This is a genomic window from Bradyrhizobium sp. (genome assembly GCF_030654605.1).
Lineage (GTDB): Bacteria > Pseudomonadota > Alphaproteobacteria > Rhizobiales > Xanthobacteraceae > Bradyrhizobium.
On record NZ_JAURXB010000020.1, the window covers coordinates 1 to 12,376 of the forward strand.

At 64.0% G+C, this 12,376-nt stretch carries 11 protein-coding genes; 2 read left to right on the forward strand and 9 right to left on the reverse strand.

The genetic code is table 11. The features are described from left to right. The 7 genes from Q7U29_RS01710 to Q7U29_RS01740 all read right to left on the reverse strand — a co-directional run. Positions 1 to 508, reverse strand: a 508-nt coding sequence (locus Q7U29_RS01710; protein ID WP_304737694.1) for an alcohol dehydrogenase catalytic domain-containing protein, incomplete at its 3' end; no start/stop codon positions are given. Between the two features lie 211 nt (positions 509 to 719). Continuing rightward, positions 720 to 1,709: an ABC transporter ATP-binding protein gene (locus tag Q7U29_RS01715; protein WP_304737696.1), complete on the reverse strand. Its 990-nt coding sequence runs from the start codon at positions 1,707 to 1,709 to the stop codon at positions 720 to 722. Further along, on the reverse strand, positions 1,706 to 2,701 hold the full coding sequence (locus tag Q7U29_RS01720; protein ID WP_304737698.1) for an ABC transporter ATP-binding protein: 996 nt from the start codon (positions 2,699 to 2,701) through the stop codon (positions 1,706 to 1,708). Before Q7U29_RS01720 ends, Q7U29_RS01715 begins: the two co-directional genes overlap by 4 nt. Then, positions 2,698 to 3,570, reverse strand: coding sequence for an ABC transporter permease (locus tag Q7U29_RS01725; protein WP_304737699.1), 873 nt, complete (start codon positions 3,568 to 3,570; stop codon positions 2,698 to 2,700). The genes Q7U29_RS01720 and Q7U29_RS01725 overlap by 4 nt, the downstream gene beginning before the upstream one ends. Next, complete coding sequence (locus Q7U29_RS01730) at positions 3,557 to 4,507, reverse strand: ABC transporter permease (protein WP_304737701.1); 951 nt, start codon at positions 4,505 to 4,507, stop codon at positions 3,557 to 3,559. The genes Q7U29_RS01725 and Q7U29_RS01730 overlap by 14 nt, the downstream gene beginning before the upstream one ends. Positions 4,508 to 4,513: 6 nt before the next feature. Beyond that, on the reverse strand, positions 4,514 to 6,055 hold the full coding sequence (locus tag Q7U29_RS01735; protein WP_304737702.1) for an ABC transporter substrate-binding protein: 1,542 nt from the start codon (positions 6,053 to 6,055) through the stop codon (positions 4,514 to 4,516). Between the two features lie 135 nt (positions 6,056 to 6,190). Beyond that, positions 6,191 to 7,366: a CaiB/BaiF CoA-transferase family protein gene (locus Q7U29_RS01740; protein WP_304737703.1), complete on the reverse strand. Its 1,176-nt coding sequence runs from the start codon at positions 7,364 to 7,366 to the stop codon at positions 6,191 to 6,193. Between the two features lie 208 nt (positions 7,367 to 7,574). Between Q7U29_RS01740 and glgA the strand changes: the two genes are divergently transcribed. Next, the gene (gene glgA / locus Q7U29_RS01745; protein ID WP_304737705.1) at positions 7,575 to 8,996 is read left to right on the forward strand and encodes a glycogen synthase GlgA; all 1,422 of its coding nucleotides are present in this window, start codon (positions 7,575 to 7,577) and stop codon (positions 8,994 to 8,996) included. Between the two features lie 15 nt (positions 8,997 to 9,011). On the opposite strand, the gene Q7U29_RS01750 is transcribed toward glgA, so the two are convergent. Together Q7U29_RS01750 and Q7U29_RS01755 are read right to left on the reverse strand one after the other, a co-directional pair. Further along, positions 9,012 to 10,175 (reverse strand): patatin-like phospholipase family protein, encoded by a 1,164-nt coding sequence (locus Q7U29_RS01750; RefSeq protein ID WP_304737707.1) that lies wholly within the window; start codon positions 10,173 to 10,175, stop codon positions 9,012 to 9,014. A gap of 76 nt (positions 10,176 to 10,251) precedes the next feature. Further along, positions 10,252 to 11,076, reverse strand: a complete 825-nt coding sequence (locus Q7U29_RS01755; protein ID WP_304737709.1) for a 3-hydroxybutyrate dehydrogenase — start codon at positions 11,074 to 11,076, stop codon at positions 10,252 to 10,254. Between the two features lie 188 nt (positions 11,077 to 11,264). Between Q7U29_RS01755 and Q7U29_RS01760 the strand changes: the two genes are divergently transcribed. Next, positions 11,265 to 12,167, forward strand: a complete 903-nt coding sequence (locus tag Q7U29_RS01760; protein ID WP_304737711.1) for a LysR family transcriptional regulator — start codon at positions 11,265 to 11,267, stop codon at positions 12,165 to 12,167. Positions 12,168 to 12,376 lie beyond the last annotated feature (209 nt).

Consider the following 12,376-nt stretch of genomic DNA (forward strand, 5'->3'; position numbering starts at 1 on the left):
AGGTGGTCACGCCGGAGCAGGCATAGGGCGCCGCGGTGATGGGATCGAGACCGTTCAGATTGATCAGGTATTTCGGGTGCGGCACCGTCATGTGGTCGGCATAGCCGCCGTCGCAATAGACGCCGATTGCGTTCGGCTTGATGGCGCACATATTCTCGTCGCCGCCGAGGCAGGTCTCGCATTTGCCGCAGCCGAGCCAGGGATAGACCAGCACGACATCGCCGACCTTGATACCGGCGTTATCCGCCTTGGCATCCGGCCCCAACGCCAGCACCTCGCCGACGCTCTCATGTCCCATGGTGCGCGGCAGCGACACGCCGCGGTCCTTCAGCGAAAGTGGCTTGCGCCCGTGGCCTAGATCGTAGCCACCTTCCCAGATGTGCAGGTCGCTGTGGCAGACGCCGGCCGCCTTGACCTTGAGCAGCACCTGGGTGCCGGTCGGCTGCGGGGTCGGGGCGTCGACTTCCTGCAAGGGGGCGTTGAAATCGGCAACCTGAAAACTCTTCATCGCTTCTCTCCCGATGGTTCTTGCTCTTGGAATGAATTCGGACCTCATCCTGAGGAGCCCGGCGAAGCCGGGCGTCTCGAAGGATGGCGTCAGGTAGTGTTCCTGATGGTTCGAGACGCACGTCGGCAGCGCAAACGCGCTGTCGACGCGCTCCTCACCATGAGGGAGTTGGGTTCATCCTCCGGATCGCAGTTGTGAATGTGTTAGACGCTTAAGCAGCCCCGATCAATGGATGATGGCAGGCCGCGAACTGGGCCGGCGCGACCTCGCGAAGCTCCGGCATTTCGTCGCTGCAGCGCTGGTCCGCTCGCGGGCAGCGGGTACGAAAGCGGCAACCGGAGGGTGGCGCAATCGGCGACGGCGGTTCGCCCACCGCCACGCTTTCGGCCGGCCGCACGTCCGGATCCGGCACCGGGATCGCCTCGATCAGCAGCGCGGTATAGGGATGCGCGGGCTGCGCAAACAATTGTTCGGAGGGACCGACCTCGCAGAGCCGGCCGAGATACATCACGGCGACGCGGTCGCTGACCGCCTTCACCACCGCGAGATCGTGGGCGATGAACAGCAGCGTCAGCCCGTAACGCGCCTTCATCTCTTCCAGCAGGTTGAGAATCTGGGCGCGGATCGACACATCCAGCGCCGACACCGGCTCGTCGCAGATGATGAATTCGGGATTGAGCACCAGCGCCCGCGCAATACAGATGCGCTGGCACTGGCCGCCGGAAAACTCGTGCGGCAATCGTCCGATCACCAGATGGGGGTCGAGGCCGACCGCACTGAGCACGTCATGGACCAGCTGCTCGCGTTTCTTCGCGTCCTTGACGCCGGATATCACCAGCGGTTCGGCGATGATATCTCCGATCCGCCGCCGGGGATTCAGCGAGGCGATCGGATCCTGGAAGATCAGCTGCACGCGCCGGCGCATCCGCCGCAGCGTATCGCCCTGCATCGCGGTGAGGTCCTGGCCGTCGAACAGCACCTTGCCCGACACCGCCCTGCGCAGCTGCATCACCGCGCGGCCGAGCGTCGATTTTCCGCAGCCGGATTCGCCGACCAGACCGAGCGTCTCGCCGCGCGCAATGTCGAGACTGACGCCGGACACCGCATGCACGGTCTTGTTGCCCACGGGATATTCGACGACGAGGTTTTCCACCCTGAGCAGGGGATCGCCGGAGACGGGTTGCGGAACAGACGGCATCATGCGGGGGCGATCGCCTCGGTGTTGAGCGGACGGAAGCAGGCATATTGGTGCCCGGGCGAATCCGCGTCCTCGAGCGGCGGCTTCTCGACCTGGCACTGCGCCCAGGCATACTTGCATCGCGGCGAAAACGAACATCCCTTCAGCGGCCGGGTCGGATCCGGCGGACGTCCCGAAATCGCCGGCAGCGGCGTATGCGGCTTGGCGTCGATCTTCGGGATCGCCGCCAGCAGGGCCTCGGTGTAGGGCATGCGCATCTTCTTGAACAAATCGGGCGTCGGCGCGCGCTCGACGACGCGGCCGGCATACATCACCGCCACCTCGTCGGTACGGCCGGCGACGACGCCGAGATCGTGGGTGATGATGATCATCGCCATGTGGCGGCGGCGCTGTTCGCGCGCCAAAAGATCGAGGATCTGTGCCTGTATCGTGACGTCGAGTGCGGTGGTCGGCTCGTCGGCGATCAGCAATTTGGGTTCGCAGGACAGTGCGATGGCGATCGCGACCCGCTGCCGCATGCCGCCGGAAAGCTGGTGCGGGTACTGCATCAGCCGCTGCTCCGGTGCTGGAATCCCGACCGCGGCCAGCAATTCAACGCTGCGCATCTTCGCCGCCACACCGTCGAGTTCGAGATGCTCCTGCAACGTCTCGATCAGCTGGGTGCCGATGGTCAGCACCGGATTGAGCGAGGTCATCGGATCCTGGAACACGACCGCCAGCGAACGGCCGCGCAGCTTGCGCAGGCGTTCGCGGTCGAGGCACACGAGATCCTGGCCGTCAAACATCACGCGGCCGGACAATTTTGCCTTTTTCGGCAGCAGCTGCAGAATTGCGCGCGACAGCATGGTCTTGCCGCAACCGGATTCGCCGACGATGCCGAGCGTGCGGCCGGCGCCGATCGAGAGATCGACATGATCCACCGCGCGAAGATTGCCGCGCGGCGTCGGCAGATCGACGGCCACTCCCTCGACGGAAAGCAGTGCGGGTCCCTTCACAGCGCGCCCTGCCGCGGATCGGTGAGAGCCCGCAACGTGTCGCCGACCAGATTGAAGGAAAGCACGGTCAGGAACATGGTGACCGCGGGAATGAAGGCGAGCCGCGGCGCGATCTCCAGGCTCTCGCGACCCTCCCCGATCATGATGCCCCAGCTCGATATCGGCGGCGGCACGCCTAGGCCGAGGAAGGACAGCGCGCCTTCGACCACGATGGTGACGGCGACGCCAAGCAGGAAGAATGCGAACAGCGGCAGGAACACGTTGGGCAGCAGCTCGCGCAGCAGGATACGCATATGACTGGCACCCAGCGCCTGCGCCGCGATCACGAATTCGCGCCGCGCCAGCGTCAGCGTCGTGGCCCGCGCCACCCGCATGAACGCGGGGATGCCGAGCACGCCGAGAATGGCGGTCAGGTTGATCAGGGATTGCCCGAGATAGGCGGTGACGGCCAGCGCCAGGATCAGCGGCGGAAACGCCAGCAGCGTATCCATGCTGCCGACCACCAGCGTCTCGAAGCGGCCGCGAAAATAGCCGGCGAGAATGCCAAGGGCGCCGCCGATCGTGAGGCCAATGACCGGCGCGCAAAGCCCGACGATCAGCGAAATCCGTGCGCCGTAGATCAGCCGCGACAGCACGTCCCGCCCGAGACCGTCGGTACCGAGCCAGTGCTCGGCCGAGACAGGCGCACGGCGCTCCAGCATGTCCATGTGGAAGGGGCTCGGCAACGGCAACAGGTCGGCAAATGCGGCGAGCGCAAACACGAAAGCCATCCAGCCGATGGCCATCCAGAACAATAGTCCCAGGCGGCGCGTGCGCCTGACAGGACTGACGGCGGCGCTCTCGTCGATGCTGAGCTCAAGCGTGGCCATGACGAATCCTGGGATCGAGGACGGCGTAGAGCAGGTCGACGATGAAATTGATCAGCACATAGCCAAGGGCGACGATCAGCACCACCCCCTGCAGGATGATCAGGTCGCGGGTGAAGATGGCGCTGAGCAGCAGCCGGCCTATTCCCGGCAGCGCGAAGATCGATTCGACGATGACCGTGCCGCCGATCAGGCGGCCGATATTGATGCCGGTCACCGTCACCAGCGTCAGCGACGAAGGCTTCAAGGCATGCACCAGCAGGATGCGCGACGGCTTCAGGCCCTTGGCGCGCGCCATCGCGATGTAATCCTCCTGCAGGGTCTGGATCATATCGGAACGCAGCACGCGCATCAGCACCGGCCATTCGCCGAGCGCCAGCGTCAGCGCCGGCAGCAGGAAGCACCTGAGATTGCCGACCGGGTCTTCGTGGAACGGGATGTAGCCGGTCGCAGGCAGCCACCGCAGTTCGACCGCGAACAAATAGATCAGCAGGATGGCCGAGAGGAATGCCGGCACCGAAAGCATGCTGAAGGCGCTGCCGGTCATGAAACGGTCGAAGGCACTGCCGCTGCGCACCGCGCAGGCGATCGCCAGCGGAATGCCGATCGTCAAGGCGCCGATCTGGGCCAGCAACATCAGCTCCAGCGACACCGGCAGCCGTTCGGCGACGGCCTGCAGCACCGTTTGACCGGTGCGAAACGAACGGCCGAAATCGCCCTGCAGCACATTACCGAGCCAGCTGAGGTAACGCCACCAGATCGGCTGGTCGAGCCCCATGTCATGGCGCAGCGCCGCCACCTTTTCCGGCGTCGCCTGATCGCCGAGGATGGTGTAGGCGAGATCGCCCGGCAGCAGCGACGCGATGAGGAAGGTCAGCAGCGAGACCGCAAGCAGGACCGGCACCAGATACAGGAGCCGTCGCGCAACAAAGCCCAGCATGGACGGTTATTCCAGCCAGGCCCCGGAGACGTCGATCACCCCGCTGTACATCTTCGGCAGGCCTTTCACCTTTGCGCTCGAGAGCGCGTAATAGGTGTTCTGGAAGGTCCAGAACCAGATCGCCTGCTGGTTGACATGCCGACTGATGGCGCAGTAATCCTCGGTCCGCTTGGCTGGGTCCGGCGTGACCCGCGCGCGGTCCAGCAGCGCGTCGAGTTCCGGATTCGAGTAATTGGCCAGTGCGACCGGGCTGCCGGTGCGGAAATTGGCGTACATCTGCGCATCGGGATCGGCGAGATCGACGATCCGCCACGGCGTCAGCTGGAACTGGCGCATGAAGGCGCGCGGAACGATGGTCGCCTGATCGACCTGCTCGATTTCCATGTTGGCGCCGACCTGCTTCCAAAACTGCTGCAGCACCTGACCCACCGTGCGCCCGCGCGGCGTCGCGGTGACGATCATCTTGAACTCGACCGGTTTGCCGTAGTCCTTGATCAGCGCCTTGGCCTTTTCGACATCGAAAGGCAGCGCGCCGTCATCCTTGCACTTGACCCACGAGCCGTCGCCGAATGGATTGCTGGCCGGGCGGGAAAGGCCATTGGTAATTGCCTGCGACATCTTCTTGCGGTCGAGCGCCATCACCAATGCCTGACGCACCCGCACGTCGTCAAATGGGGGAGTCTTGGTGTTGAAAGCGTAGACCGCGGCGCCGGACCCGGCGTAGGTGTGGACCTTGAGCTTGGGGTCCTTCTGGGCCTTCTGAATATTGTCGGCGTCGAATTCATCGTCCCAGATAATATCCGCCTCGCCTGACTGCAGACTGGCGAAGCGCGACTGCGCATCCGGCAACGGCTTCAAAACCAGGCGATCGAGATAGGGACGCCCCTTGTTCCAATAGACCGGATTGCGTTCGAGAACCAGGCGATCGCCCGCGGCCCAGGACTTCAATGTATAAGGTCCGGTGCCGACCGGATTGCGGTTGTATTCGTCGCCCTTGGTCTTCCACGCCGTCGGCGACTGCATGACCCAGTTCGCGCTTGGAATGGTGATGATCGCCGGGAAGTTCACCGACGGATCTTTCAGATTGTAGACCAGCGTCAGTTCGTCCGGCGCCTGCGCGTTGTTGATACCGGAGATGTAGAAGGCGCAGCGGCACTTGTTGGCCGGATCCTTCTGCCGGTCGAAATTCGCCTTGGCTGCCTCGGCATTGAAGGGCGTGCCATCATGAAATTTGACCCCTGGCCGCAGCTTGAAGGTCCAGGTCTTGAAATCCGGGGAAGAACTCCAGGAGAGCGCGAGTTTCGGCTGCGCTACGCCTTTGTCGTCGAGCGTGGTGAGCGTGTCGAAGATCGACGAAGCAGCCGTCAATGCCGCCGTATCGAACACGCCGACCTTGAGCGGATCGAAACCAGGAATATCGGCCTCGAGGCCGACGGTGATGCTGCCGCCCTGCTTCTGGGCGCTGGCGGGGCTTGCAATCAGGGCAAGACCAAATACCGCGACATGAAATATTGGCGCAAACGCCCGCGAGCGGATTGCCGCTTTCATTTGATGCTCCCTCCAATAGACCCTGCGTCCGGTATTCCGGATCGTCGACGACTGCGCGGCAGATTGGCTGGAATTACCGGCGACGGCAAGACCGCTGGATGGCGTCTGGATGAAAAGCCGCAGGTCTCAACCGGATCAACCCGGCGTTGTCGCCAGCCGCTTGCCCGTGAAGGCCGCTATTTCGTCTTCCGAAAGCCCGGTCTCCCGGAGATACGCGACCGTGTGTTCGCCCAGGGTCGCCATCCGCTTGCCCGCCGAGACGCTGGCTCCGGACATGCGGAACGGCAGGTTGAGAACCTTGAAGGTGCCGCCGCCATCCTCCACCTCGGCCAGCGCGCCGCGATGCGCGATTTGCGGATCGCCCAGTGCCTGCGCCACCGTGCGATAGGCCGAACTCGGAACGCCCTCGGCATTGAGCGCCGTGAGACATTTTTCTGTCGTAACGGTGCCCGACCAGGCTTCGACGCCCTCCATCAGGCTCGCCCAGTTGTCGCGGCGGTCGGCATAGACGGCAAAACGCGGATCGCTCACCCACTCCGGATGGCCGATCACCTTCATCAGGCTCTGGAAGGTTTTCTCGCTGGCGATCGCAACCATCACATATCCATCCGCGGTCGCGATCGGCCCGAACATCGGGCGCTGGGTCGGCTTCACCTCGAATTGCGACCACTGCAATTCGTTGAGCGTCAGGCTGAGCATCGATTCCAGCATCGAGACGTCGATGTGCTGGCCGAGCCCGGTGCCGTGGCGCTGATACAGCGCCGCCGAAACGGCGCCGAAGGCATAGACGCCGGTCAGCACGTCGGCATGGTAGATGCCGCAATAGTCCGGCCGGCTTCTCCCGGGCTGGTAGGCCAGATGCGCCATCTCGTAACCGGAGGCGGCATGGATGACCGGCGCATAGGCCGGCAGTTCCGCCGACGGTCCGGTCTGGCCGTATCCGGAGATCGAGCAATAGATCAGTTTGGGATTGATCCCTTTCAGCTGCTCGTAGTCCAGCTTCAGCCTGCGCATCACGCCGGGGCGAAAATTCTCCACCAGCACGTCGGTGCTGGCGATCAGCCGGCGAATGACCTCGATCCCCTCCGCCGATTTCAGATCGAGTATCAGGCTGTTCTTGCCGATATTGAGCTGGCCGAAGGCGGTCGAGCAATTGTTGCGCACCGGCGGACGGGTCCGCATCGTCTCGCCTTCGGTGGTCTCGATCTTGATGACCTCCGCCCCCATGTCGGCCAGCATCCGCGTGCAATGCGGCCCGGCAATGGTGGTCGAGAAATCGAGCACGCGCAGGCCTTCGAAGCTCTTTGTCAAATTACCCTCATCGTTGTCAGCTAGCGTCGTTGCATACTCCCGGACGCCGGGTCCGGCGCGGCGGACCCTAAATTGCGCCGCGCAGCCTGGGAAGCGTTTCTCCCGGCACCCGCCCCTCGGGCCGCCGCCTATGCCCTCTGCAAAATCGGAAGCAAAAACTGGAACCTTTCTTGCATAGTCACGATTAGCGCTGGTACGGGAGCGTTTCTTGAAAGTCTTGTTCGTTACCACGGAAATGGATGATTTCGTCCGGGTGGGCGGGCTGGCTGCCGTTTCCGCCGCCCTGCCGCGGGCGCTACGCTCGCTCAGCGACGTCAGGATCATCCTCCCCGGCTACCGCGACGTGGTCGAACAATTCCTGCATATCCAGGTCGTCGGTCAATGCCCTGCGCTGGCGGAGATGCCGGCCTGCTCGCTCGGGCTGACGGCGACCAAGGATGGGCTGCCGGTTTACGTGCTGCTCTGCCCGGAACTTTACGACCGCCCCGGCAATCCCTATGGCGACGCCTCGGGCCGGGACTGGCCCGACAACGACGTGCGGTTCGGACGATTTGCCTCGGCCGCTGCCCAGCTGGCGGCAGGCACCCTGGACAAAAATTGGGCAGCGGACCTGGTTCACGCCAATGACTGGCAGGCTGCACTTGTGCCGGCCTATCTTGCGTGGAACGCCATCAACATCCCCAGCATCCTGACCATCCATAACCTCGCCTATCAGGGCCTGTTCCCGAAGGAGTCGCTGCGCCGGATCGGCGCGCCCGAAGCCTCCTTCCACATCGATGGCCTCGAATTCTACGACAAGCTGTCCTTCCTCAAGGGCGGCATCGTCTATGCGTCACATCTGACCACCGTCAGCGAAAATTATGCACGGGAAATCACCACGCCCGAACTCGGCTGCGGGCTCGAGGGCCTGCTGCGCCAGCGCTCCGACGCTGGCGCGCTCACGGGTATCCTGAACGGGATCGACGAGAGCTGGGATCCCCGCGTCTGCGCCCAGCTGGCGCAGCCGTTCGGCGCCGGCGACTGGGATGGCAAGCAGGCCAACTCGGATTACGTCCGCCAGCAATTCGGCCTGGCGCTGTCACGCGGCCCGATTTTCGGGCTGGTGGCGCGTCTGGTGCACCAGAAGGGCGTCGATCTGGTGCTGGCCGCCGCGGACGAGATCATCGCGGCCGGAGGCCAGATCATCGTGACCGGCAGCGGCGAGCCCGCCATCGAGCAGGCGCTGGTCGACGCGCATCGCCGCCGGCCGGATGCGATCGGCGTCGCCATCGGTTTCAACGACGGGCAGGCCCGCCGGATTTTCGCCGGCAGCGATTTCACCCTGATGCCGTCGCGCTTCGAACCCTGCGGCCTGAGCCAGATGTATGCGCAGCGATTCGGTTCGCTGCCGATCGGCCACCACACCGGCGGCCTCGCCGAAACCATCACGGACGGCGAAACCGGATTTCTGTTCGATCGCCCTTCGACCGAATCGTTTCTCGGCGGCGTCAGACGCGCGTTCGCAGCCTTCACCGCCAAGGACCGCCTCGACGCCATGCGGCGCAGCGCCATGTCGCGCTCGTTCAGCTGGGGTATTTCGGCGGCCTGCTACAATGCGCTGTACCGCAGGGCGCTGTCGCCATCGCCGTAGCCGTTCTCCCGATCTTCACTCTGCCGCCGCCGCCACCAATTCCGTCTGTTCGTGGAGAATGACGCCGGATAGCGGATCGAACTCGCCGACCCAGGGCGAACGATCGAGCACGGCGCGGGTATGGGCATAGCCGGCGTCCCAGCGCTGCCGGATGCCGGACGGACTGAAGTCGATATCCTTGGTATGGTTTTCACGATCGAGCTGCGGCGCCAGCAACCGCACCACATGCATCTGCGTCGGACAACCGTAACCGGCCAATTCCTTCACCGCCTCGCTGTTGCGTTCGGCCTCGGGTATCCGGGCGGCAAGCTGATTGATGACATGCCGCAAGCGATGCGCCTGCTGCTGGCGTTCGATGTGGCTCGCAATCCGGCTCGAATACTGCACGTCCTTGTGCCGGTTGAGCACCTCCGCCATCGTGGTCGGCTCGGCGCCCGCCGGGTTCCACATATGCACCGCGAAGATCAGGGAATTCTTGCGCGGATTGTCGTCGAACACCGCTTCGGTTGGCGTGTTGGACAGAATGCCGCCATCCCAATACATCTCGCCGTCGATCCGGACAGCGGGAAACGCCGGCGGCAGCGCGCCCGATGCCATGATGTGTTTGACGCCGAGTACGCCATCGCGGCTGTCGAAATACCGCATCCGGCTGGTGCGGACATGGGCGGCACCGACGGTGAGCCGCGGCCTGCAACTGTTCACCAGGTCGAAATCGACCAGTTCGGCCAGGGTCTGCTCGAGCGGCTCGGTGGAGTAGTACCCGGCCCGCTCGGCGCCGAGCGGATAGTCGTTGCCGGCGTGGGCCAGCGGATTGGGTCTGAAGAACCCGGAGATTCCGTTCGACACGGTCGACCAGTAGAGCAGCTTTTCGTTGAAGCCGGGAAACGCGCCCGGAAAGCTCCAGACCGGGCGCTGCTCCATCCGCTTCCAGAATTCCTGCAGACGCGGCAACCGGTCGTTCGGCGCATTGCCGGCGATCAGGCTGGCATTGATGGCGCCGATCGAGGTGCCGATGATCCAGTCCGGCTCGATGCCGGCTTCGTGCAGCGCCTGATACACGCCGGCCTGATACGATCCCAGCGCGCCGCCGCCCTGCAGCACCAGCACGATCTGGCCGGGCAGCGTCTTGCCCAGCGACTTCAAATTAGGCGGCGACCGCCTGCCACGAGCGTCATTCATGTCTCACTCCCGTTCGATATCAACTGCATCCGATGATGTTCGCGAGCGATCCGCTCTTGTTGCGTCGACATCCGCTTCAGTGCGCGGTCCAGCCGCCATCGACCGGCAACGCGGTGCCGGTGATCGACGCCGCCGCGTCGCTGGCAAGGAATACCGTGAACGCGCCCAGCTCTTCGACGGTGGCAAAACGCCTGTTCGGCTGCTGCGCCAGCAGCACGTCATGGATGACCTGCTCGCGGGAAATTCCGTGCGCCCTGGCCTGGCCATCGATCTGCGCCTCGACCAGCGGGGTGTAGACGTAGCCTGGACAGATCGCGTTGCAGGTGATGCCCTGTTCGGCGGTCTCCAGCGCCGCAACCCTGGTGAGACCGATGATGCCATGCTTGGCGGCGACGTAAGCGGCCTTGAAAGGCGAGCCGACCAGCCCATGCGCGGAGGCGATGTTGATGATGCGTCCGAACCCGTTCTTGCGCATCGCGGGCAGCGCCAGCCGCATGGTATGAAACGCCGACGTCAGGTTGATCGACAGGATCGCGTCCCATTTCTCGGGCGGAAACCGGTCGAGCGGCGCGACATGCTGAATGCCGGCATTGTTGACGAGCACGTCGAGCCGGCCGTGGTCGGCGAGCGCAGTGTCGATCATCCCGGCGATCGCCTCGGGCTTCGTCATGTCGGCAGCGGAATAGGTTACCTTGACGCCGAAATCCTCCGCCATCCGGTCCCGGGTTCTGACGATCTCGGCGGCATGGCCCAAACCGTTCAGCACCACCGCGGAGCCGGCCTCGGCCAGCGCACGGGCGATACCGAGCCCGATGCCGCTCGTGGAGCCGGTGACCAGCGACACCCTGCCGGCGAGAGACCGCGCCGCCGGCGAGGTCTGGGTTTTCAACTGGATGTTCATCACAGAACCTTTCGCTGTAACGCTCGAGCCTTCACGGACGTATCTCGCTGTGTGAAATCTGCGGTACGGCGGCGGCTTTCGGAAATGCCCTTTGGCTTCCGAAACCATAGGCTGGCGCTATTGCGGTTCTGATGTCATTGCGGCATCCAATCAGCTAATTTACCGGCAGATCAGATCGGGGCTCGATCATGGAAATGCACCAGGTTCGCTACTTCCTCGCCGTCGCGCGCGTCCTCAATTTCACGCGCGCGGCCGACGAGTGCAACGTCACCCAGCCATCGCTGACGCGGGCGATCAAACAGCTCGAAGCCGAACTCGGCGGCGATCTGTTTCGCCGTGAGCGGCCGGCGGCGCAATTGACCGAACTCGGCCTGCGCATGCATCCCCTGCTCAGGCAGTGTTTCGAGGCCGCGACCGGCGCCCGCCAGCTGGCCTCGTCCTTCAAGAGCGGTGAAGTCGGCGCACTCCGGATCGCGCTCACCCATTCCGTCGACCTGTCGCTGCTGATTCCGCATCTCGACCAGATCAAGCGGCTGTTCAACCGCCTCGAGTTCCGGTTCCTCCGCGGTACCAGCCGGGAGGTTGGGGAGTTCCTCAAGAAGGGCGAAGCCGAACTCGGCATCGCCGCCGAAATCGGTGAGGACTGGGACAGGCTCGACGCCTGGCCGTTGTTCACCGAGAGCTTTCAGCTTGTCATGAACAGGCAACGTCCGCTGGCAGGCCTTGACCGTATCGAATTCGAGGATCTGCGGGCCGAGCAGTTGCTGCTGCGAAACTATTGCGAGCATGCGGAACGATTGAGTTCGTCGCTTCGCAGTCACGGCATCGATGTCGATCACAGCCACGAAGTCTCGTCGGAGCGCGACCTGATCGAACTGCTCGAAGCCGATATCGGAATTGCCGTTGTCCCGGACACCGCGTCGATTCCGCAGACCCTGAAGCGTTCAGCGGTCGACGGACTGGACCAGCGCCGCACGGTTCACCTCTACGGCGTCGCCGGACGTCAACGCACCGCGGTGGCGTCCGCCGTGATGCGACTGCTGCGCGGCGCGGACTGGCAGCAGGTGCTGGGCCACAGCGCGAGTTCCTGAGGCCGGTCGCCCGGCGCACTTCGAAAATGCGGTCCTTGTATCGACTATCCGAGATTGGTGAGTCGCTTGCTGCCCATGCTTCGAGACGCTCGCGTCGCTCGCTCCTCAGCATGAGGTTGTGGCGTTTCAACAAGGTAAACCTCATCCTGAGGAGCGGCGTCTTCGCCGCGTCTCGAAGGATGGCAGCAACACGGACTTATGATTCCAGG